General features: G+C 57.0%; 17 protein-coding genes and 1 other annotated feature. Of the genes, 9 read left to right on the top strand and 8 right to left on the bottom strand.

Features of this window, described 5'->3' with window-relative positions; translation table 11 throughout:
- Positions 1-220 precede the first annotated feature (220 nt).
- From ROR01S_RS15070 to ybaK, 7 genes are all read left to right on the top strand, one after another.
- Positions 221-1,615 carry an MFS transporter gene (locus ROR01S_RS15070; RefSeq protein ID WP_004858838.1) on the top strand — a complete coding sequence of 465 codons (1,395 nt, stop codon included), beginning with the start codon at positions 221-223 and terminating at the stop codon, positions 1,613-1,615.
- Between the two features lie 106 nt (positions 1,616-1,721).
- Entirely contained in the window at positions 1,722-2,753 is a 1,032-nt protein-coding gene (locus tag ROR01S_RS15065) for a LacI family DNA-binding transcriptional regulator (RefSeq protein WP_004858836.1), read from the top strand.
- Positions 2,728-3,747: a nucleoside hydrolase gene (locus ROR01S_RS15060; RefSeq protein WP_032716770.1), complete on the top strand. Its 1,020-nt coding sequence runs from the start codon at positions 2,728-2,730 to the stop codon at positions 3,745-3,747. Before ROR01S_RS15065 ends, ROR01S_RS15060 begins: the two co-directional genes overlap by 26 nt.
- A 60-nt stretch (positions 3,748-3,807) precedes the next feature.
- Positions 3,808-4,521 carry an MgtC/SapB family protein gene (locus ROR01S_RS15055; protein ID WP_004858832.1) on the top strand — a complete coding sequence of 238 codons (714 nt, stop codon included), beginning with the start codon at positions 3,808-3,810 and terminating at the stop codon, positions 4,519-4,521.
- Between the two features lie 93 nt (positions 4,522-4,614).
- Complete coding sequence (gene copA / locus ROR01S_RS15050) at positions 4,615-7,116, top strand: copper-exporting P-type ATPase CopA (protein WP_064359630.1); 2,502 nt, start codon at positions 4,615-4,617, stop codon at positions 7,114-7,116.
- Positions 7,117-7,167: 51 nt separating this feature from the next.
- On the top strand, positions 7,168-7,962 hold the full coding sequence (locus ROR01S_RS15045; RefSeq protein ID WP_004858828.1) for a TraB/GumN family protein: 795 nt from the start codon (positions 7,168-7,170) through the stop codon (positions 7,960-7,962).
- A 203-nt stretch (positions 7,963-8,165) separates the two neighbouring features.
- Positions 8,166-8,645, top strand: coding sequence for a Cys-tRNA(Pro)/Cys-tRNA(Cys) deacylase YbaK (gene ybaK / locus ROR01S_RS15035; RefSeq protein ID WP_004858826.1), 480 nt, complete (start codon positions 8,166-8,168; stop codon positions 8,643-8,645).
- Positions 8,646-8,785: 140 nt separating this feature from the next.
- Here ybaK and ushA read toward each other — a convergent pair whose 3' ends face one another.
- A complete protein-coding gene (gene ushA, locus ROR01S_RS15030; RefSeq protein WP_004858825.1) occupies positions 8,786-10,438 on the bottom strand; it encodes a bifunctional UDP-sugar hydrolase/5'-nucleotidase UshA in 1,653 nt (550 codons plus the stop codon).
- Between the two features lie 163 nt (positions 10,439-10,601).
- On the opposite strand from ushA, the gene ROR01S_RS15025 reads away from it, so the two are divergent.
- Both ROR01S_RS15025 and ybaL read left to right on the top strand, forming a co-directional pair.
- Positions 10,602-11,822 carry an MFS transporter gene (locus tag ROR01S_RS15025; protein WP_004858822.1) on the top strand — a complete coding sequence of 407 codons (1,221 nt, stop codon included), beginning with the start codon at positions 10,602-10,604 and terminating at the stop codon, positions 11,820-11,822.
- Between the two features lie 347 nt (positions 11,823-12,169).
- The gene (gene ybaL, locus ROR01S_RS15020; protein ID WP_004858820.1) at positions 12,170-13,846 is read left to right on the top strand and encodes a YbaL family putative K(+) efflux transporter; all 1,677 of its coding nucleotides are present in this window, start codon (positions 12,170-12,172) and stop codon (positions 13,844-13,846) included.
- Between the two features lie 96 nt (positions 13,847-13,942).
- Here the strand turns inward: ybaL and ROR01S_RS15015 are convergent, their stop codons facing one another.
- From ROR01S_RS15015 to dnaX, 7 genes are all read right to left on the bottom strand, one after another.
- Positions 13,943-15,247 (bottom strand): inosine/guanosine kinase, encoded by a 1,305-nt coding sequence (locus ROR01S_RS15015; RefSeq protein WP_004858819.1) that lies wholly within the window; start codon positions 15,245-15,247, stop codon positions 13,943-13,945.
- Between the two features lie 63 nt (positions 15,248-15,310).
- Positions 15,311-16,273 carry a ferrochelatase gene (hemH, locus tag ROR01S_RS15010; RefSeq protein ID WP_015585010.1) on the bottom strand — a complete coding sequence of 321 codons (963 nt, stop codon included), beginning with the start codon at positions 16,271-16,273 and terminating at the stop codon, positions 15,311-15,313.
- Positions 16,274-16,400: 127 nt separating this feature from the next.
- Positions 16,401-17,045: an adenylate kinase gene (gene adk / locus ROR01S_RS15005; protein WP_004858815.1), complete on the bottom strand. Its 645-nt coding sequence runs from the start codon at positions 17,043-17,045 to the stop codon at positions 16,401-16,403.
- 208 nt (positions 17,046-17,253) lie between these two features.
- The gene (gene htpG, locus ROR01S_RS15000; protein ID WP_064359629.1) at positions 17,254-19,128 is read right to left on the bottom strand and encodes a molecular chaperone HtpG; all 1,875 of its coding nucleotides are present in this window, start codon (positions 19,126-19,128) and stop codon (positions 17,254-17,256) included.
- 111 nt (positions 19,129-19,239) lie between these two features.
- Positions 19,240-19,845: a recombination mediator RecR gene (gene recR / locus ROR01S_RS14995; protein ID WP_004858810.1), complete on the bottom strand. Its 606-nt coding sequence runs from the start codon at positions 19,843-19,845 to the stop codon at positions 19,240-19,242.
- The gene (locus tag ROR01S_RS14990; protein ID WP_004858807.1) at positions 19,845-20,177 is read right to left on the bottom strand and encodes a YbaB/EbfC family nucleoid-associated protein; all 333 of its coding nucleotides are present in this window, start codon (positions 20,175-20,177) and stop codon (positions 19,845-19,847) included. Before ROR01S_RS14990 ends, recR begins: the two co-directional genes overlap by 1 nt.
- 57 nt (positions 20,178-20,234) lie before the next feature.
- Positions 20,235-22,145, bottom strand: coding sequence for a DNA polymerase III subunit gamma/tau (gene dnaX, locus ROR01S_RS14985; protein WP_044346343.1), 1,911 nt, complete (start codon positions 22,143-22,145; stop codon positions 20,235-20,237).
- Positions 20,841-20,905, bottom strand: a sequence feature (DnaX frameshifting element). It overlaps the preceding gene by 65 nt.
- Positions 22,146-22,169: the final 24 nt, after the last annotated feature.

The following is a 22,169-nucleotide window of genomic DNA, read 5'->3' as shown; positions in this document are numbered from 1 at the left end:
TCAGGAAACTCTCTTCCTTGCAGCGTAGCGCGTCCGGGGAATCATTTTCTGTAACAATTGCCTGTTATAAGTGATCGCTTTCGCAATCCTGACTCTTTCATCTTTTAATTCTACGCGGGTAGATCTATTAATTTACCGAAGAAATATAATATCTACGCGAGTAGAACATGAAGCGTTAAAACCTGCGGCTTTTGTCGACAGCTTACTTCAAGGAGTTCTTATGAACACGCATTCATCCTCTGTTCCCCTGACTGACGGCCAGCAGGCTGCCCAGGAGCGCATGGAAACCCCCGAAGGGCGCCGCGAATTCTGGCGAGCGACGTTTTCCTGCTGGTTAGGCACCACGATGGAATATGCCGATTTTGCCCTCTACGGGCTTGCCGCCGGCATTATCTTTGGCGATGTCTTTTTTCCGCAGGCTACCCCTGTCATGGCGCTTCTCTCCAGCTTTGCCGCCTATTCCGTTGGTTTTATTGCGCGCCCCATCGGCGCGCTGTTGTTTGGCTGGATAGGCGACCGGCACGGGCGGAAAATTGTCATGGTGATCACCATCGGCCTGATGGGATTCTCAACCATGCTAATCGGCTTAATTCCCAGCTACGCCCAGATTGGCGTATGGGCGCCGGTGTGCCTGGTTATTCTGCGATTCTCTCAAGGGCTGGGGGCCGGAGCAGAACTCTCAGGCGGCACCGTGATGCTCGGAGAATACGCCCCCGTGAAGCGCCGCGGGCTGGTCTCTTCCATTATCGCTCTCGGCTCCAACAGCGGCACTTTACTCGCCTCTCTGGTGTGGCTCGTCGTCTTACAAATGGACAAAGATGCGTTGCTCAGTTGGGGATGGCGCATCCCTTTCCTCAGCAGCATTCTCATCGCCGCGACGGCGCTGTTCATTCGCCGCCATATCCGTGAAACGCCGGTCTTTGAACGGCAAAAAGCGCTGCTCAAGGCCGAACGTGAAAAATCGCTGCGCCGCGGCCAGGTAATGAAACAACACGACACCCGTAGCTTCTGGCGACGCACCCGTGCGTTCTGGACGATGGTCGGCTTACGCATCGGCGAAAATGGCCCTTCCTACCTCGCCCAGGGCTTTATCATTGGCTATGTCGCCAAGGTTCTGATGGTTGATAAATCGGTCCCGACGGTGGCGGTGTTTATCGCCTCGATTCTGGGATTCGCCATTATTCCGCTGGCGGGCTGGCTTTCCGATCGCTTCGGTCGACGCATCATCTATCGTTGGTTCTGCCTGTTACTGATCCTGTACGCATTTCCGGCTTTTATGCTGCTCGACTCCCGTGAGCCGTGGATTGTTATCCCTACCATTATTACCGGCATGGGGCTCGCTTCGCTGGGTATTTTCGGTGTCCAGGCGGCCTGGGGCGTTGAGCTGTTTGGCGTGACTAACCGCTATACCAAAATGGCCTTCGCCAAAGAGCTGGGCTCGATTATGTCGGGCGGTACCGCGCCGCTGGTGGCCTCGGCGCTGCTCTCGTTCTACGGGCACTGGTGGCCTATCGCCGTCTATTTCTCGCTGATGGCCGCCATCGGTCTGGTGACCACCTTTTTCGCTCCGGAGACGCGCGGGCGCGATCTCAATTTACCTGAGGACGCGATTTGAGTACGGAGAACGGCGAGTGCGCGTGCGTTACCAAAGATTTTTGGCTGACAACACCTTATGCTGTGCGGAAAAGAGAATGCTCTGAACTCAACCAGGTAGGTGCCCCGTGACCCAATCACATTCACAGCGCGTAACACGTTCCGATGTCGCAAAGGAGGCGGGAACATCTGTCGCGGTCGTGAGTTACGTTATTAATAACGGTCCTCGCCCCGTTGCTGAAGCGACCCGACAGCGCGTGCTGCAGGCGATTAAAAAAACCGGTTACCGGCCCAATGGTATCGCCCGCGCGCTGGCCTCGGGGAGCACGCAGACATACGGGCTTGTGGCCCCGGATATCTCAAACCCGTTTATTGCCTCCATGGCGCACGCCCTGCAGCGCGAAGCGTTTGCTGACGGTAAGGTGCTCCTGCTGGGGGATGCGGGAGATAACAGCGGACGAGAGCGTGAACTGATCAACAACATGCTCAATCGCCAGGTCGACGGCCTGATTTATACCAGCGTTGACCGGCATCCGTATATTGAGTTGATTGCAGAGAGCGGCACGCCCTGCGTGATGTTGGATCGCGTCGATGCCGGATTAAACGTCAGCGTTATTCAGGTGGATGAACAGCTGGCGGCCTGGCAGGTGACGAAACATCTTATCGATCACGGCTACCGCGATATCGGCATCATCTGTGGTCCGCGTGAAATGCTCAACACCCAGGATCGTATTCGGGGATGGCAGTTAGCGCTGGAAGAAGCGTCGCTTGCGGTCACCCCTGGCTGGATTTTTTCGACCAATTACACACGGGCAGGAGGCTATGAGGCGACAAAACGTATGCTGCAGGGTAAGCCGCCGCGCGCGCTGTTTGCCACCAATGAACAGCAGGCGCTGGGCTGCTTACGCGCATTGGCAGAGCACGGGCTGCGTGTGCCCCAGGATGTGGCGCTGGTCTGCTTTAACGCTACACAAGAATCGGCTTACAACGTCCCTTCCTTAACGGCCGTCCGCCAGCCCGTCGACAAAATGGCCCGGGCGGCGATCGACATGCTGAAAAACTGGGACGGCAAGGTTCGCCGCGTTGAATTTGAGTTTTATTTACGAGTGGGAGAGTCGTGTGGCTGCCAGGGACATGAAGTACAACCTGAGACAAGATGAAAATGAATCCATGCGCGTGATTATCGACTGCGACCCGGGGAACGGCGTTCCGGGCGCCAATATCGATGACGGCCTGGCGCTGGCGCTGGCGATTGCCGCCCCGCAAATCACCCTGGAAATGATCGCCACCGTGGCAGGCAATACGCCGGTAGAAACCGGCTATGCCGTCGCCAAAGCCCTCGTCCGACAGTTGGATATCCCCGTTCCGGTCTACCGCGGCGCCGCCCGCGCCCTCAGAGAAGACCCGCAGCCCTGGCGCGAAAAACTCGATCGTGGCGTCGATCGCGCTGGCTTACGTCAGCTATGGTCGGACGTCCCTGCGCCGCCAACGTGTCAGGCCGCGCAGCCTTTGGCACCGCAGGCCATCGGTGAGATGATCTGCAGCCATCCCGGCGAGATAACGCTGATTGCCACCGGGCCACTCACCAACGTGGCGATAGCGCTGCAACTCTATCCCGAAATCGTTCATACGGTTAAAAACATCGTGATCATGGGCGGGGTGTTCAACGTTGCCGGCTATATCAAAGACACCAATTTTGGTTTGGATCCTGAAGCGGCACACGCCGTACTCACCAGCGGCGCGCCTGTCACGCTGGTGCCGATGGATGTCACCACGAAAACGCAAATGCTTCATCGCGATCTGGATCGTCTGACTTCGGTAAAAAACGGGCTTAGCCGTTACCTGGCCCAGACTGTTCGCCCGTGGATCGCCTACTCGATGCAGACTCGCAACCTGCCCGGATGCTGGATCCATGATGTTGTAACCGTTGCCTGGTTGCTCGATCCGACGATGGCGACGACGACAGAAGATTACCTCGACGTCTCTCTGGAAGGCATCACTCGCGGTATGACCTGCCGCTACGGCCGCGACGGCCTGCGCCTGGACGTAGGGGTTCCCGAGCCGCAAGGCGCGACAGTACGCATCCTCGAAAGTATCGATAACACCCATCTTCTGGCGCTGCTCGAACACTATATTCACCGTTACCGCGCCTAACATTCCGGCACTAGCAAGAGGAATACCATGCCTTCGCGGGCAGGGTTTTGCGGAGGAAAAATGAATACGTTGGCGGTCATTTTATCTGGCGAGGGAGAATCTGTTTTCATTACGCTATGCAAAATTGGCGTGGCTTTTATTCTCGGCGGCATCATCGGTCTGGAGAGAGAATCAAAAGGTAAACCGGTTGGCTTTAAAACCTGCGTGATTATTTCCGTAGCCAGCTGCGTCCTGACGATTGTCTCGATCCAGTCAGCGGAGTATTACGCTGAGATCTCCGCCAATATCCGCAGCGATCCGATGCGCCTGGCGGCGCAGATCATCAGCGGCGTCGGGTTTCTCGGTGCGGGCGTGATCCTCCACCGCCATGACGATGCGATTTCCGGGCTGACGACAGCGGCAATCGTATGGGCTTCCGCAGGGGTAGGCATTACCAGCGGCGCCGGTTTTTATCTGCATGCTCTTCTCGCCACCGGATTATTTCTGCTGGCGATCAAGCTCAGCTATTGCGTCATTTTTTTACAAACTAAAAATCAGTCACCCGGTAAAGTAAAAATCCGCATTATTCTTGATGAAAAATCCGGCTTAGAAACGCTAATAGCGAGTATTACGCAGCAAAAAAATATTATCGAAACCATCACCATTCGTGATTTAAAAAAGGGAAAAATAGAGGTCAACCTCAAGATGGTGGTGAGAAAAAAAATGACCCTACCCGAACTGTACAGCAGCCTTTCCTCTCTGGAACATGTCTGCGCGATTGCGCTGGAACACTAAACACGCCGTCGCAAATAAACACCTTGACCTTCCCCTTGCTGGAAGGTTTAACCTTTATCACAGTCAGTCATCCCTGTCATAAAGGAGTGTGTTATGTCTCAAACCATCGACCTGGCCCTGGACGGTTTGTCCTGCGGTCACTGCGTCAAACGCGTAAAAGAAAGCCTCGAACAGCGCCCGGACGTTGAGCTGGCTGAAGTCACCGTCACCGAAGCACACGTGACCGGTAGCGCCAGTGCAGAAGCGCTTATCGAAACGATCAAGCAGGCCGGTTACGGCGCAGAGTTAAGCCACCCAAAGGCTAAACCGCTGGCGGAGTCATCAATCCCGTCGGAAGCGCTGACAGCGGTCTCTTCTGAGCTTCCGGCAGCGACGGCTGATGATGAAAGCCAACAGCTGCTGTTAAGCGGCATGAGCTGCGCCAGCTGTGTTTCCCGGGTACAAAACGCGCTGCAAAGCGTACCGGGCGTCACGCAGGCACGGGTAAATCTCGCGGAACGCACTGCGCTGGTTATGGGCAGCGCGTCCGCCGCAGAATTAGTTCAGGCGGTGGAGAAGGCAGGCTACGGTGCCGAAGCGATCGAAGATGATCTGCAACGCCGCGAACGCCAGCAGGAAACCGCTATCGCCACCATGAAACGCTTCCGCTGGCAGGCGATTGTTGCCCTGCTGGTGGGGGTGCCGGTCATGGTCTGGGGAATGATCGGTGACAATATGATGGTCAGCGATGATAACCGTTCCCTGTGGCTGGTTATCGGGCTTGTCACCCTCGCGGTGATGGTCTTCGCCGGCGGCCATTTCTATCGCAGCGCATGGAAAAGCCTGAAAAACGGTACCGCCACCATGGATACGCTGGTGGCGCTGGGAACCGGCGTAGCATGGCTCTATTCCATGAGCGTCAACCTGTGGCCGCAGTGGTTCCCGATGGAAGCTCGCCATCTCTACTATGAAGCCAGCGCAATGATTATCGGCTTAATTAACCTCGGCCATATGCTGGAAGCCCGCGCCCGTCAGCGCTCCTCAAAAGCGCTGGAAAAACTGCTCGATCTGACGCCGCCCTCGGCGCGAGTGGTCAGCGAAGAGGGGGAAAAAAGCGTGCCGCTGGCCGACGTTCAGCCGGGGATGACCCTGCGCCTGACTACCGGCGACCGGGTTCCGGTTGACGGCGTTATAAGCCAGGGCGAAGCCTGGCTGGATGAGGCGATGCTGACCGGCGAACCTATTCCCCAACAAAAAACGGATGGCGACACGCTGCATGCCGGCACCGTGGTCCAGGACGGCAGCGTTCTGTTTACCGCCAGCGCCGTCGGCAGCCAGACGACGCTTGCTCGTATCATCCGCATGGTGCGCCAGGCGCAAAGCAGCAAACCGGAAATCGGCCAGCTGGCGGATAAAATCTCCGCCGTATTCGTGCCGGCCGTGGTGGTTATCGCCCTGTTCAGTGCGGCAATCTGGTACTTCTTCGGGCCGGCGCCGCAAATTGTCTATACCCTGGTGATCGCCACCACGGTGCTGATTATCGCCTGTCCCTGTGCGCTGGGTCTGGCGACGCCGATGTCGATTATCTCCGGCGTGGGTCGCGCGGCGGAATATGGCGTGCTGGTTCGCGATGCGGATGCGCTGCAGCGCGCCAGCCAGCTCGATACCATCGTCTTTGATAAAACGGGCACCCTGACCGAAGGTAAACCGCAGGTTGTGGCGGTAAAAACCTTTGCCGATGTTGATGAGTCCACCGCGCTACGTCTTGCGGCGGCACTGGAGCAAGGCTCCAGTCACCCGCTGGCGCGGGCGATCATCGAGAAAGCCGCCGATAGCCAGCTGCCGGTAGTCAACAACTTCCGCACCCTGCGCGGGCTCGGCGTCAGCGGCGAGGCCGAAGGCCATACTCTGCTGCTCGGTAACCAGGCGCTGCTCAATGAGCAAAAGATTGCCACCGCCGCCGTCGAAAACGAGATCGCCGCCCAGGCATCACAAGGGACAACGCCGGTGCTGCTGGCGATCGATGGCCAGGTCGCGGCACTGTTCGCTATTCGCGACCCGCTGCGTAGCGATAGCGTCGCGGCGCTGGCTCGCCTGCACCGCCAGGGTTATCGTCTGGTGATGCTGACCGGGGATAACCCCACGACCGCCAACGCGATTGCCAAAGAAGCAGGCATCGACGAAGTGATCGCCGGCGTGCTGCCGGACGGTAAAGCTGACGCTATCAAGCGCCTGCAAAGCCAGGGGCATCAGGTGGCGATGGTCGGTGACGGCATCAACGACGCGCCGGCGCTGGCCCAGGCCGACGTCGGGATTGCGATGGGCGGTGGGAACGATGTAGCCATTGAGACGGCAGCCATCACCCTGATGCGTCATAGTCTGAACGGCGTGGCGGATGCGCTGGCAATTTCAAAAGCCACGCTGCGCAACATGAAACAGAACCTGCTGGGGGCCTTTGTGTACAACTCGCTGGGGATCCCCATCGCCGCCGGGATCTTATGGCCGCTGACCGGAACGTTGCTTAACCCGGTGGTAGCCGGGGCCGCAATGGCGCTCTCTTCCATTACCGTGGTCAGCAACGCAAACCGGCTGCTGCGCTTTAAACCGAAAGACTAGATGTTATGACCCATACGCGCTAGCATGAAGGCTTCACACTACGGAGCGCGTATGGGCCTGTTAAACCGAATAAAAATGCTGTGGCGTGCCGCCGTCGGCGCGTCTTATTCCTGGCCCGCATTGGATATTACCCTTCCCGGAGAGCGCTATTTGCATCTGGTCGGCAGTATTCATATGGGCACCCGCGACATGTCCCCTCCTCCCGCCAGGCTGCTGAAAAAAATTCGTCAGGCCGACGCCCTCATCGTTGAGGCGGATATCACCGGGAACGAAACGCCCTTTGCAGACCTCCCCCCCTGTCCGCCGCTGGCCGAGCGTTTAAACCCGCAGCAGCTCGTCGAGCTGGAGAGCCGGGCCGCGGAACTCGGGCTGTCGACGGCGTTGTTTGACAGTCAGCCGCTCTGGCAGGTCGCCATGGTGTTACAGGCGACGCAGGCCCAGAAGCTGGGTCTGCGTGCGGATTACGGTATTGACTACCAGCTGCTGATGGCGGCGCGCGAGAGCAACGTGCGGGTAATGGAGCTGGAAGGCACCGACAGCCAGATAGCGCTGCTGCGCAATCTGCCGGACGGCGGGCTGGCGCTGCTGGAGGATACGTTGACCCACTGGCGCACAAACGCCCGTCTTTTGCAGGTGATGATCGGCTGGTGGCTGGAGCAGCCGCCCGCCAAAGGCGTCACCACGCTGCCGACAACCTTTAGCCAGTCGCTGTACGATGTGTTGATGCATCAGCGCAATCAGGCGTGGCGCGAGACGCTGCTGGCGCTGCCGCCGGGGCGCTATGTTGTCGCCGTCGGTGCGCTGCATTTATATGGTGAAGGGAATCTGCCCGATATGCTGACGTAAAAAAAAATGGCCAATATTTCTATTGGCCCGTCAAAGAGGAATTTCATCATTATTATTATCCCGGAATTTGCATTCCGGATCGTTCGATTGTCGCTCAAAGTGACCATCACTGCCAATACTATTGCGCAAGATGGTACTATTTTTTACACATTCAACAGGCGTATGCTGACAGCACGTGAGATCGGTTGGTAAGAAGGATAAGTATGACTCCCGCCGTTAAGTTACTCGAAAAAAACAAAATTGCTTTTAAGATCCACAGCTACGATCACGACCCCAATGAAACCAACTTCGGCGACGAAGTGGTGCGCAAACTGGGGCTGAACGCAGACCAGGTTTATAAGACGCTGCTGGTCGCGGTCAACGGCGATATGAAACATCTGGCCGTGGCGGTGACGCCGGTGGCCGGGCAGCTGGATTTGAAAAAAGTGGCCAAAGCCCTGGGCGCGAAGAAGGTGGACATGGCAGATCCCATGGTCGCCCAGCGTACGACGGGCTATCTGGTCGGCGGCATCAGCCCGCTCGGGCAGAAGAAACGGCTACCGACGCTGATTGATGCCCCGGCCCAGGCGTTTAACGCCATTTATATTTCTGGCGGCAAGCGCGGGCTGGATATCGAACTGGCGGCCAGCGATTTAGCGAAGATTCTCGACGCCAAATTCGCCGATATCGCTCGCCGCGATTAATTGCGCCTCGGCGCACAGGGACTTGTAAACCGGAACTATCCCGAAGGCGGCGCGTCGCGCCTGACCAGGCTACTCATCCACCAGATCGTGGCGAACCCGTAGCCCGGTCAGCGCAGCGCCACCGGGCTCATCCTCACGCGTTACTGCCAGCTCACCTCGCCTTTCGGCTCATAGGCGGCCGCGTCCAGCGGTGAGTTTTTCTGGATATACTCTTTCAGCACTTCGGCATCGATAAAACCGGTATTCACATAACCCGGCTTAGTGTCGATATGCGGATAGCCGTCACCGCCGGTCCCGTTAAAGCTCAACGTCGCCATCCGGTAGGTCTTCGTCGGATCGACCGGTTCGCCTTTGATTTTCAGATCGTTCAGCTTGCCGTCTTTCGCCACGAAGCTGACGTTGGCGAACTGCGGATAGGCGCCGGAGTCAGGTTTCATCTGCGCCACGGCGGTCAGATATTCCGTCACTTCCTTACCGCTCATATCGACATACACCAGCACGTTACCGAACGGCTGCACTTTCATGACATCTTTATAGGTAATATCCCCGGCTTCGATGGAGTCACGAATACCGCCGCCGCTCATCACGGCAAAATCGGCATTGCTACGCGCCATTTGTGCCGCCAGCAGCAGGCGTCCCATATTAGTCTGCACAAAACGTACCTTGCTGCGATCGCCTTCAAGATGCCCATTCACGCTGCCAATTTTGACCTGAAGCTGCGCTTTGCCTTTATTCTGGAATGGCGTCAGCAGCGACAGCATCTGCGGGTTTTCCGGGATTTGCGGCGTATAGAGCACGCGTTCGCTCTGACCGTTATCATAGGTCACCTTCTTCTTCAGATTGACCGGGATCAGCTGATAATGCACCAGCTTCATCTCGCCGTTGCGGAACTCAAAATCCGCGCGACCGACATATTTCCCCCACTCGTGCGCCTGAACGATCCAGATCCCGTTCTGTCTGTCCGGCGCACACGGCGTGCCCGGTACATAATCGACCTGTTTTTTATTCTCCGAGGCCATACAGACCGGATCCTGCGAATGACCGCCGACGATCATCGCCAGCGATCCTGCCGGCAGGCTGCGCGCCATTTCGACATCGCCAGGGGCATTAGAACCATGATTTCCGTTGTCATAATGGCCCATATGGGTGGTCGCCAGAATCACATCCGGTTTTTCATTCAGCTGCAGTTCCTGGATAACCAGTTTGGCCTCGTCCGCCGGTTTGCGGAATTCAATGTCGGTGAAATATTCCGGGTTACCTATCTTCGCCGTGTCATCGGTAGTCAGGCCAATGACCGCGATTTTTAATCCCCCGCGTTTAAACAGCGCCCAGGGTTTAAACAGACGCTCGCCGGTGCTTTTTTGGTAGATATTGGCGGAGAGGAACGGAAACTTTGACCACTTTTCCTGCTGGCGTAGCACGCTGAGCGGATTATCAAACTCGTGGTTGCCCACTGCCATCGCATCATAGCCAATCAGGTTCATACCGCGAAAATCTGGCTCTGCATCCTGTAAATCCGACTCCGGCACACCGGTATTAATATCGCCGCCGGACAACAGCAGAACGCTGCCGCCCTCAGCGGCGACCTCTTTGCGGATCCCGTCGACCAACGTCTTTTGCGCCGCCAGACCATATTCACCGTAATCATTACGCCAGAAGTGACCGTGGTGATCGTTGGTATGCAGGATGGTGATTTTATAGGTTTTATCCTGCTCATATGCCTGTGCGGATAAGCTTCCCAGAGACAGCGCGGTAAATAGCCCCAGCGCCACCGCCCGTTTTAAAAAATGCATATTTCTCTCCCTGACTTAATAAACAAGTGCCGAAAGTATAGCGAGTTACGTCGACAGACAAATATGTTTTCCGAATTGAGACTTCCTTCAAACCTTAGTGGCAGGTATGTTAGTCAGATAATAATTCCACCTGCATCCACAATAACACGCTCAAAGTGAACCTATGGCGACGAATCAGACCGTTCAACCCTTATCCGGCCCCGCTGCTGCGCCGCAAAAAGCACGCACCTCGTTTGGTATTCTGGGCGCAATCAGCCTTTCCCATTTACTGAACGATATGATCCAGTCGCTGATTCTGGCGATTTACCCGCTGCTTCAGTCGGAGTTCTCCCTGACCTTCGTGCAAATCGGGATGATCACGCTGACCTTCCAGCTGGCCTCCTCGCTGCTTCAGCCGGTGGTCGGCTACTGGACCGATAAACACTCGATGCCATGGTCGCTGCCGATCGGCATGTGTTTTACGCTCTGCGGCCTGGTTTTACTGGCGCTGGCGGGGAGCTTTGGCACGGTCCTGCTTGCCGCCGCGCTGGTGGGTACCGGTTCTTCGGTATTCCATCCGGAATCGTCGCGCGTGGCGCGGATGGCCTCCGGCGGCCGTCACGGACTGGCGCAGTCGCTATTCCAGGTTGGCGGTAACTTTGGCAGTTCTCTGGGCCCGCTGCTGGCGGCGGTAATTATCGCGCCATATGGCAAAGGTAACGTCGCATGGTTCGTCCTGGCCGCGCTGTTGGCCATCGTCGTGCTGTCGCAAATCAGCCGCTGGTATGCCGCACAGCATCGAATGAATAAAGGTAAACCGAAGGCCGTCGTCGCCAGTCCGCTGCCGAAAAACAAAGTTATTCTTGCGGTCGGCATCCTGTTGATGCTGATTTTCTCGAAATATTTCTATATGGCGAGCATCAGCAGCTATTACACCTTTTATTTGATGCATAAATTCGGATTATCGATCCAGAATGCGCAGGTTCATCTGTTTATTTTCCTGTTTGCCGTTGCCGCAGGAACGGTGATTGGCGGGCCAGTTGGCGATAAAATTGGGCGTAAATATGTAATTTGGGGCTCGATCCTCGGCGTGGCTCCCTTTACCCTTGTTTTACCCTACGCGACGCTGGAGTGGACGGGAATTTTGACCATGATTATTGGATTTATCCTCGCATCGGCATTTTCGGCTATCCTGGTCTACGCCCAGGAGCTGTTACCGGGGCGTATCGGCATGGTTTCCGGTCTGTTTTTCGGCTTCGCATTTGGTATGGGTGGCCTCGGAGCCGCCGTTCTGGGGCTGTTAGCGGACCACACCAGTATCGAGCTGGTTTATAAAATCTGTGCTTTCCTGCCACTTCTCGGCATATTGACGATATTCCTTCCTGACAACCGCCAAAAACCCTGATTATCTGGCGGCTAAAGTGAAACTTTGGCCGCCGTAATCCCTTATGCTGACAGCACTCCCGCTCATTAGCTGCCGTAGTTTTCCGATCTGTGCCTTTTTGCGGGTTAATTCCATTTTTCTGCATAATTCAACAATTATTCATAAACAAAACAGCAAAAACTGTCATAAACTATTACTCGGTTTTTTAGGTTTAGACACAGCCTCCTCCGGGTTGCCGCAAAGTAGCGCGAGTGACTGCCTGGAGCAGGGATGATTCGGTGAATGCGCGAAGCTAACGCAGAAGCAGCCTGAAGGATGGCGTGTTTAATACTGAAAATGGATTGGCTCACCACATACAAGGAGACGGAATGCACCACGCAACACCGCTTATCACCACCATTGTCGGTGGGCTCGTACTCGCTTTTATCTTCGGCATGATTGCCAATAAGCTGCGCATTTCGCCACTGGTGGGCTATCTATTAGCAGGCGTGTTATCCGGCCCCTTTACCCCTGGCTTCGTTGCCGATACCAAACTGGCGCCGGAGCTGGCTGAGCTGGGCGTCATATTGCTGATGTTTGGCGTCGGGCTGCACTTCTCCTTAAAGGATTTGATGGCGGTAAAGTCGATCGCCATTCCCGGCGCGATTGCCCAGATAGCCGTGGCAACGCTGCTGGGTATGGCGCTTTCTGCCGTGTTGGGCTGGTCGCTGATGACCGGCATCGTATTTGGCCTGTGTCTCTCTACCGCCAGTACCGTGGTGCTGCTGCGCGCGTTGGAGGAACGGCAGCTTATTGATAGCCAGCGAGGGCAGATTGCCATCGGCTGGCTCATCGTCGAAGATTTAGTGATGGTTCTGACGCTGGTTCTGCTGCCGGCCGTCGCCGGTATGGCGGAGAAAGGCGATGTTGGCCTGGCGTCGCTGGCCGTCGATATGGGGATCACCATCGGCAAAGTGATCGCCTTTATCGCCATTATGATGCTGGTGGGTCGTCGTCTGGTACCGTGGATTATGTCCCGCAGCGCCGCAACCGGCTCCCGCGAACTGTTTACCCTGTCGGTTCTGGCCCTCGCTCTCGGGATCGCCTTCGGTGCGGTTGAGCTGTTTGACGTCTCCTTTGCGCTTGGCGCATTTTTCGCCGGAATGGTACTGAACGAATCCGAACTCAGCCACCGCGCCGCGCACGACACGCTGCCGCTGCGCGATGCGTTCGCGGTGCTGTTCTTTGTCTCCGTGGGAATGCTGTTTGATCCGATGATCCTGCTGGAGCAACCGCTGGCGGTGCTGGCTACGCTGGCGATCATTATCTTCGGCAAGTCGGTGGTCGCCTTTTTCCTCGTGCGGATGTTCGGCCACTCGCCGCGCACCGCGCTGACCATCGCCGCCAGCCTCGCGCAAATCGGTGAGTTCGCCTTTATTCTTGCCGGGCTTGGCATGGCGCTGAATCTGCTGCCGCAGGCCGGACAAAATCTGGTACTGGCCGGGGCGATTATCTCTATCATGCTTAACCCGGTGCTCTTCGCAGTGCTGGAAAAATACCTCGATAAAACCGAAACGCTGGATGAACAGACCTTCGAAGAAGTGCTCGAAGAAGAGAAGCAGATTCCGGTCGATATTTGCAACCACGCGCTGCTGGTGGGCTTTGGCCGCGTCGGCAGCCTGCTGGGCGAAAAGCTGATGGCCCAGGGTATTCCGCTGGTGGTTATTGAGACGTCGCGTACCCGCGTCGATGAGCTGCGCGCGCGCGGTATTCGCGCGGTGCTGGGCAATGCGGCGAATGAAGAGATCATGAATCTGGCGCATCTGGACTGCGCCCGCTGGCTGCTGCTGACCATTCCTAACGGCTATGAGGCTGGGGAAATCGTCGCTGCCGCCCGCGAGAAATGCCCGAATATCGAGATTATCGCCCGGGCGCATTATGACGATGAAGTGGATTACATTACCGAACGCGGCGCGAATCAGGTGGTGATGGGCGAGCGAGAAATCGCACGCGCTATGTTGCTCCTGCTGGAGACGCCGCCGGCGGGTGAAGTCGTTACCGGATAATCCCCTACCATGGCGCCTCCCGGACAAGCGAGAGGCGCTCAGCCAGCCTTTGCTACTGTTGCGTTCTCCCCCCGCAGCGCAAGAGGAGAAACGGGCTTAACGCTCCCAGTATGCCTCTTCCAGACTATCTTCTCGCTCCGGCAGGCCGCGGGTTAAACGCGGGGAGTGCTGGTTCAATACCTGATAGCTGACGCGGTTGGCATATTTGCACACCTGCGCCAGTGACGAGTAGGTCAGCCACTTGCACTTGTGTTTGCTGGAGTTCGGAACGTTATTGCGGTGGTAGTTATTGGCGGTGATATCATGCAGCAGCGCCGCCAGCGCCCCGTCACCGGCACCGTTGGTATTCATGATTTTCTCAGGCCCACCCATGTACGGCGCAATATGCGAGTAAATCCGTAAGGGGTTCACGCAATCCTGATGACGCATTGCGCGGCTAAACTCATACTGGTTGAATTCGGCAATCGCCCCCGGCAGCAGCGGATGCTGAGTTTTACGTTTGGCTTCGTCTTCCGTAAAGCTGGCCATATACAGCCCCGCAGGTCCGGCGGTACACAGTACCAGGTCCACCCACTCCAGCGCCTTATCCGAAGCCAGCAGCGGATCGGACAGCCCGGTCAGCGCTTCGGCTTCTTCTTCATTCATCGCCAGAATAGAGACGTTCTCCTTGAGGAACTGCTGCCACCATTCCGGGTTATCGGCAATGACATACTTCGTTCCCAGCGTCAGCACCACCGGCACATCATGCTTTTTGGCATACTCGATGGCTTTCATCGTCGCATCCGGCATCGGCTCGCCGGGTTTGCAGCGCACCAGATACGAGGTCAGCACCAGCGCAGAGGCGCCGGCAATCACCTCTTCCGGAATGCTTTCCGGACGCAGCTTATTCATGTGGCCCGGACTGATGGCAAAGGTTCGTTCGCCCGCGTCGCTAATCAGGGTAAAGCAGCGACCGATGGCTCCGTCCACTCCTTGCAGATAGTTCAGGTCAGTCCGGCTGGAGGTGTTGCACAGATAGCGATAGGCGTAGCCGCCGATTTCGATATTGCTGCACATGACCCCCAGCAATACCGAGCGGTCATCTGCCAGCACCGAATAATTGTGCATGGTATTGCCGATCGTTCCGCCGGCAAACTGGTGGGTAATTAAATGATTCCGTACCAGCTCCTGGTAGAGCGTTTCGGCGACATCATCTTCGATGACCAGCGAATGGCCGGCGCTGAGGCCGTAGCGCACGATAAACGCCTCATCTACTTTGGCTTCGATATCAACCAGCGTTTGATCGATACCGACCACCCACGCGACGTTGGCTTCATTTTCCGGCTGCGTTTGCTGCAGCAGCGGATCGCGGGCATTAACGGGAAAGTAGTGTTTGGATTTGCGTTTACCGGGAAATTTCATAGTGGCGATTTAATGGCAGTGAACAAGCGGGGAATAATAGCATATTCCCCCTGCCACACGCGATTAGCGATACGGCGCCGTCAGGTTCACCATCATTTCGATATGCGCCCTGTCCGCATTAAGCGCCGGGATATATTCATATTTCTGCCCGCCGGCTTCGAGGAAGACTTCCCGGTTCTGCACCGCAATCTCCTCCAGCGTTTCCAGACAATCTGCCGCAAAGCCCGGGCAGATGACCTGAATATGCTTCACCCCCTTCTCGCCCAACATTTTCAATGTTTCGTCGGTGTAAGGCGTCAGCCACGGCTCGCGGCCAAAGCGCGACTGGAAGGTCATCATGGCGCGATCCGGCGAAAGTCCCAGCGCAGAGACCAGTTCGCGGGTGGTATCGCGGCAGCGCTGCGGGTAATCATCGCCTTCGTGGGCAAAGCGTTGCGGTATGCCGTGATAAGAAAGCAGCAGCACATCCGGTTCGCCGTGCACGGCAAACGATGCGCGAACGCTGGCGGCCAGCGCATCGATATAGCTGGCATCATCGGCATAATCACGAATAAAAGAGATCCCGGGGATGGCCCGTTTTTTAGCCAGGATTCGCGCCAGCTCATCCCATACTGCCGCCACGGTGGAACAGGAGTATTGCGGATACAGCGGCAACACCACGATATGGTCAACATCCTGAGCCAGCAGTTCATCCACCGCGCTTTCCAGCGCAGGTGAGCCGTAGCTCATGCCTAAGGCAACCGGGGTATCGGGGAGACGCGCGGCCAGAGCCTGCTGCTGTCGACGGCTGTAAACCATCAGCGGCGAGCCTTCCTCCATCCACACGGACTGATAAAGTTTCGCGACCCGCGGCGCGCGCAGGGGCAGTATCACGCCGCGCAGAAGCGGCCACCACAGCAGACGGGGCGTATCAACCACCCGCTTGTCGCTGAGAAATTGTCGCAGATAGCGCTTCACCGCATCGGGCGTGGGCGCATCGGGAGTGCCTAAGTTGGCTAACAAGATACCTGTTTTCGTCTGATGCATTACCGCCTCTTAACCATTTGAATCGCAGCCAATTGTAGCTGAAATGGCGCTAAACGGAACCAATCAGAGAAAAAGGTAGAATGAGAGATGTTCTCATCCCGCCGCGGCAGGATGAGAACCAACGGGATTAACCGAGGATTTTTTCCAGTTCAGCGCGGACGTCGGAAACGGCTTTCGTACCGTCAACCTTCGCGTAGCGGGTGTTGCCTGCTTCAGCTTCTTTCTGATAGTAACCGATCAGCGGCGCCGTCATCTGATGGTATTCCACCAGACGCTTACGTACGGTCTCTTCCTGGTCATCTTTACGGGTGGTCAGCTCTTCGCCGGTCACGTCATCTTTGCCTTCAACCTTCGGCGGGTTGAATTTGATGTGGTACACGCGACCGGAAGCGGCGTGTACGCGACGACCAATGATACGGTCAACGATCAGTTCGTCCGGTACATCAAATTCCAGAACGTAATCAACGGCGATGCCCGCTTCTTTCATGGCGTCAGCCTGCGGAATGGTGCGCGGGAAGCCGTCGAGCAGGAAACCGTTACGGCAATCTTCCTGGGTGATACGCTCTTTAACCAGCGCAATCACCAGTTCGTCGGTCACCAGCTTGCCGGCATCCATAATATCTTTTGCCTGTTTGCCCAGCTCGGAGCCAGATTTCACCGCAGCGCGCAGCATGTCACCGGTAGAGATTTGCGGAATTCCGTATTTCTCCATGATGAACTGAGCCTGAGTTCCTTTACCCGCGCCCGGAGCGCCAAGCAGAATAATACGCATTACGAAAATCCCCTCAAAAGTCGATTCAATTTTTCAAAAACGCTAAACCATACCACCAGAATGCAGATGGCTCAAGGAAGGCGGAGCGGCTGAAACGGTTAATGGAAGGTTTATTTTGCTTGAAAGGCGGATTTTACGCCATCAGAGGGGCGTCCACCCCGGCCCGCGCGTAAGGTGCGCAGGCCGGGGTGGACCAACAGCGAAGCGATCAGGAAGCCAGCAGCTGGTTCATGCGGCGAATAAACTGGTTAGGATCTTCCAGGGTACCGCGTTCAGCCAGCAGGGCCTGATCGAGCAGCAGCTCGACCCATTCGCTAAACCGGGCCTCATCCTGCGTGTCCGCCGTGCGTTTCACCAGCGGGTGAGCCGGGTTGAGTTCGAAAATGTACTTCACTTCCGGTGCAGACTGGCCCGCAGCGGCAAACAGTTTCGCCATCTGGGTGCTCATTTCGTCCGCGTCGGTGGTGACGATAGCCGGCGTATCGGTCAGGCGGTGCGTCAGTCGAACCTCCTTCACCCGCTCGCCCAGCAGCGTTTTCACGCGCTCAACGAACGGTTCCAGCGCCTTTTCGGCCTCTTTGGTGCTTTCGTCGACTTCATCCGCCAGCTTATCCAGCGATTCGTCGGCTTTCGCGACCGACTGGAACGCCTTGCCGTCGAACTCGGTCAGGTAGCTCATCATCCACTCGTCGATGCGGTCAGAGAGCAGCAGAACTTCGATACCTTTCTTACGCAGCAGCTCGAGGTGCGGACTGCTCTTCGCCGCGGCATAGCTGTCCGCAGTGATGTAGTAGATCTTCTCCTGCCCTTCTTTCATACGAGAGACATACTCTTCCAGCGACACGGTCTGCGCGGCGGAATCGGTATGGGTAGAGGCGAAACGCAGCAGCTTAGCAATCGTCTGCTGATTCGCGCTGTCCTCCGCCGGGCCTTCTTTCAGCACCAGGCCAAACTGCTGCCAGAAGGTCTGATATTTTTCCGCATCGTCTTTGGCCAGTTTTTCCAGCATCTGCAGCGCGCGTTTGCTCAGCGCGGTGCGCAGGTTGCGGGTAACGCTGCTGTCCTGCAGAATTTCACGCGACACGTTCAGCGGCAGATCGTTGGAGTCGACGAGGCCGCGGACAAAGCGCAGATAGTTCGGCATGAACTGCTCGGCGTCATCCATGATAAACACGCGCTGCACGTACAGCTTCAGGCCATGCTTGTGATCGCGGTTCCACATATCCCACGGCGCCTGCGACGGGATATACAGCAGGCTGGTGTACTCCTGCTTGCCTTCCACGCGGTTGTGGCTCCAGGTCAGCGGGTCGCTGTAGTCGTGGGCAATGTGTTTATAGAATTCGTTATATTCGTCGTCTTTGATTTCCGACTTATTACGGGCCCACAGCGCCTGGGCCTTGTTGATTTTCTCCCAGGAGATCACCGTTTCACCGTCAACCTCTTCGCGCTTTTCAATCTCTACCGGCAGCGCGATATGATCGGAATATTTGCTGATAATCGAACGCACGCGCCAGTCGTTGAGGAAGTCATCTTCACCTTCGCGCAGGTGCAGGGTAATTTCAGTACCGCGATCGGCTTTGGTGATATCGGCAATGGTGTAGTCGCCTTCGCCGGCAGATTCCCAGAACACGCCGTTTTCCGCGCTATCGCCCGCCGCGCGGGTACGCACGGTGACTTTATCGGCCACGATAAACGCTGAGTAGAAGCCGACACCAAACTGACCAATCAGCTGGCTGTCTTTTGCCTGATCGGAACCCATTGATTCGAGGAAAGATTTTGTCCCGGATTTGGCAATCGTGCCGAGATGGTCGATCGCTTCCTCACGGTTCATCCCGATACCATTATCGGCGATGGTCAGCGTGCGGTTGTCTTTGTCAAAAGAGACGCGCACGCGCAGCTCGCCGTCGCCTTCATACAGGTCCGGCTGGGACAGCGCGCGGAAACGCAGCTTGTCGGCCGCATCGGAGGCGTTGGAAATCAGTTCACGCAGGAAAATTTCTTTATTGGAATAAAGAGAATGGATCATCAGGTGCAGAAGCTGTTTAACCTCTGACTGAAAACCACGAGTTTCTTGTCCTTTCATCTAAATCAACCTCAACAATGCCATTGTTAATGGTAAAAAAACCGTTGAAGGGGAGATGGGGACTGGAGGGGAAATTTTCAAGCGGAGGCGCCAAAAAGCGCCTCCGTTTGATTAAAAACGAATCTTGTGCCGGCCGGCAAGGGAGTGCGACAGCGTGGTGCCGTCAACCATCTCCAGCTCGCCGCCTACCGGTACGCCGTGGGCGATACGGCTGGCTTCTACGCCATACTGCGCGCAGAGTTCGGCAATGTAGTTGGCGGTCGCCTCGCCTTCCACCGTCGGGTTGGTGGCGAGGATCACTTCCTGCATTGATTCGTCGCGCAGACGCTGCTCCAGACGATCGAGCCCGATATCATCCGGCCCGATGCCATCAAGCGGCGACAGGTGGCCCATCAGGACAAAGTAGCGCCCGGAAAACTGCCCGGTTTGCTCAATGGCGTAGATGTCCGCGGGGCTTTCCACCACGCAAATCTGACCATTTTCACGACGGCGCGGATTGCTGCAAATATTGCACACCTCCTGCTCGGTGAAGGTGCGGCAATCGGCGCAGTGGCCGATTTCCGACATCGCGCGCGTCAATGACTGCGCCAGACGCATCCCGCCGCTACGATCGCGCTGAAGTAGCGTAAACGCCATGCGCTGCGCTGACTTCGGGCCAACGCCCGGCAGACAGCGCAATGCTTCCATAAGCTGAGTTAACAGCGGGCTGGTTTGCATCAGAACGGCATCTTAAAGCCAGGCGGCAGCTGCATGCCGGAAGAGACGGAAGCCATCTTCTCTTTCTGGGTCTCTTCAATACGGCGCGCCGCATCGTTGAACGCCGCAGCGACGAGATCTTCCAGCATATCTTTGTCGTCTTCCAGAAGGCTCGGATCAATCTCCACGCGACGGCAGTTATGCGCACCGTTGATGGTCACTTTAACCAGACCTGCGCCAGATTCGCCGGTCACTTCCAGCTGCGCGATCTCTTCCTGCATTTTCTGCATTTTGTCTTGCATCTGCTGGGCCTGCTTCATCAGGTTACCCAGGCCGCCTTTTCCACCAAACATAGGCTTCTCTCTCAGTAAGTCATCGTTAAGGATGCTGACCGCAAGTCAAACTTGCAATCAAATGGGGCGAATACTCTCTTCATCCAGATCCGCATCGAAGAACCGGCGCAGCGTCTGAATGTTGTTATCCGCAATAATCGCTTCGCGCGCTTGCGCGAGCTTCTCTTCATAAATTGCCTGCCGCCACTCCAGCGGCGTGCGCATCGCAGGATTATCGTCTTCCACGATGGTCAATTCAACCGGTGAACCGTACAACACGCCGAGCGCTTCGGCCAACTTTTGCTGCGCGCCGGCGGAATTAAGATGCCGCTGGCTCGGGCGCAGATGCAGACAGATACGGTTACCGTCCTGCTCTTTCCACGCATTCAGCGCCACCTGCTCTACCAGCTTCGGCACCGCCAGCTGATTAACCTCTGCCGCCCAGCCGTCGCGTTCGACCGCTTCCAGCGCCAGTTTTGCCGCCAGCTCCGGCGTTTTTTCATGCTCCAGCGCTTTCTTCAGCGCCTTCGGCGTCGCGACCTCTTCTTTCACCGTTTCGACCATCGTCGTCGCTTTCCAGCGATAGGCTTCTTTTTTGGCCGGAACCTTTTCCTGCACCGCAGCGACGGCCGGGCGAGCCTGCACGCGCTCGGTTATTGAACTCAGTCGCTCCAGCGCAGCGTTATTCACCGGCCGCGCGCGGGATGCGGCTGCCGGTTCACTCTTTTTTGGGGTGGGTGCTCCCTGGCTACGCTGCAGCTGGCTGCGTGCCGCCAGTACCTGACTGGTGGTTTGCGGCAGATTCTGCGGCGGCGGCACCGGCGAAGCGGATACAGGCGCCGCCTGTACAGGCGCGGCCAGCGTTGCCGGTTGCGGCTTCACCTCCGGTTCCGGCAGCGGCGCTTGCGGATGGAATGCCAGCGCACGCAGCAGCGTCATTTCCACACCCATGCGCCGATCCGGCGCATACGGCAGCTCTTTGCGGCCAATCAGGAGCGTCTGATAGTACAATTGTATATCGGTGGGCGGCACGGTGCGCGCAAGTTCACGCATACGCAGCTCTACCGCGGCCATATCGGCGCCCAGCGCCGAAGGAGAGAGCTGGACCATCGCAATCCGGTGCAGCAGACTCTGCATTTCAACCAGCAGCGCTTCCCACTCAACGCCGCGGGAGGCCGCTTCGTTAACGCCCGCCATGACACGTTCGCCATCGGCTGCCACCAGCGCCTCAATCAATGACAGCGCCTGATCGTCGTCGAGCGTGCCGAGCATGGTACTGACCGACTCCGCCGTCAAACGACCATCGCCGCTGGCAATCGCCTGATCGGTCAGGCTTAAGGCATCGCGCAGGCTGCCGTCCGCCGCGCGCGACAGCAGCTGCAGCGCGCGGGATTCAAAGGTAATCTGCTCTTCGCCGAGAATATGCTCAAGCTGATGGCGGATCTGTTCGACATCCAGCGCCTTGAGATGGAACTGCAGACAGCGCGACAGGATCGTCACCGGCAGCTTCTGCGGATCGGTGGTCGCCAGCAGGAATTTGACGTGCGCAGGCGGCTCCTCCAGCGTTTTTAACAACGCGTTGAAGCTATGGCGTGACAGCATGTGGACTTCATCGATCAGATAGACCTTAAAGCGGCCACGGGCCGGCGCGTACTGGACGTTGTCCAGCAGGTCGCGGGTGTCTTCGACTTTGGTACGGGAAGCGGCATCAATCTCAATCAGATCGACAAAGCGCCCCTGCTCTATTTCGCGGCAGTTATCACACACGCCGCACGGCGTGGCGGTAATACCGGTTTCACAGTTCAACCCTTTTGCGAGCAAACGTGCGATGGAGGTTTTCCCCACGCCGCGGGTGCCGGAAAAGAGATAAGCGTGATGAATGCGCCCTAACGATAAGCCGTTCGCCAGTGCGGTCAGCACATGTTCCTGGCCGACGACGTCAGCAAAGGTTTGTGGGCGCCATTTACGGGCTAAGACCTGATAACTCATGGGCTGGCTCTGAAACGCTGGAAG

It is taken from the genome of Klebsiella ornithinolytica NBRC 105727 = ATCC 31898 (genome assembly GCF_001598295.1).
Classification (GTDB): domain Bacteria; phylum Pseudomonadota; class Gammaproteobacteria; order Enterobacterales; family Enterobacteriaceae; genus Klebsiella; species Klebsiella ornithinolytica.
This window is presented reverse-complemented; position numbering and strand designations above follow the sequence as displayed.

What these genes read in the sequence shown, in the direction of transcription:
- copA (WP_064359630.1), top strand. Translation starts at nt 4,615, where the DNA reads ATGTCTCAAACCATCGACCTGGCCCTGGACGGTTTGTCCTGCGGTCAC.
- dnaX (WP_044346343.1), bottom strand. Translation starts at nt 22,145, where the DNA reads ATGAGTTATCAGGTCTTAGCCCGTAAATGGCGCCCACAAACCTTTGCT.
- ROR01S_RS15045 (WP_004858828.1), top strand. Translation starts at nt 7,168, where the DNA reads ATGGGCCTGTTAAACCGAATAAAAATGCTGTGGCGTGCCGCCGTCGGC.
- ushA (WP_004858825.1), bottom strand. Translation starts at nt 10,438, where the DNA reads ATGCATTTTTTAAAACGGGCGGTGGCGCTGGGGCTATTTACCGCGCTG.
- htpG (WP_064359629.1), bottom strand. Translation starts at nt 19,128, where the DNA reads ATGAAAGGACAAGAAACTCGTGGTTTTCAGTCAGAGGTTAAACAGCTT.
- hemH (WP_015585010.1), bottom strand. Translation starts at nt 16,273, where the DNA reads ATGCATCAGACGAAAACAGGTATCTTGTTAGCCAACTTAGGCACTCCC.
- ROR01S_RS15070 (WP_004858838.1), top strand. Translation starts at nt 221, where the DNA reads ATGAACACGCATTCATCCTCTGTTCCCCTGACTGACGGCCAGCAGGCT.
- ybaL (WP_004858820.1), top strand. Translation starts at nt 12,170, where the DNA reads ATGCACCACGCAACACCGCTTATCACCACCATTGTCGGTGGGCTCGTA.
- ybaK (WP_004858826.1), top strand. Translation starts at nt 8,166, where the DNA reads ATGACTCCCGCCGTTAAGTTACTCGAAAAAAACAAAATTGCTTTTAAG.
- adk (WP_004858815.1), bottom strand. Translation starts at nt 17,045, where the DNA reads ATGCGTATTATTCTGCTTGGCGCTCCGGGCGCGGGTAAAGGAACTCAG.
- ROR01S_RS15015 (WP_004858819.1), bottom strand. Translation starts at nt 15,247, where the DNA reads ATGAAATTTCCCGGTAAACGCAAATCCAAACACTACTTTCCCGTTAAT.
- recR (WP_004858810.1), bottom strand. Translation starts at nt 19,845, where the DNA reads ATGCAAACCAGCCCGCTGTTAACTCAGCTTATGGAAGCATTGCGCTGT.
- ROR01S_RS15055 (WP_004858832.1), top strand. Translation starts at nt 3,808, where the DNA reads ATGAATACGTTGGCGGTCATTTTATCTGGCGAGGGAGAATCTGTTTTC.
- ROR01S_RS15060 (WP_032716770.1), top strand. Translation starts at nt 2,728, where the DNA reads ATGAAGTACAACCTGAGACAAGATGAAAATGAATCCATGCGCGTGATT.
- ROR01S_RS15025 (WP_004858822.1), top strand. Translation starts at nt 10,602, where the DNA reads ATGGCGACGAATCAGACCGTTCAACCCTTATCCGGCCCCGCTGCTGCG.
- ROR01S_RS14990 (WP_004858807.1), bottom strand. Translation starts at nt 20,177, where the DNA reads ATGTTTGGTGGAAAAGGCGGCCTGGGTAACCTGATGAAGCAGGCCCAG.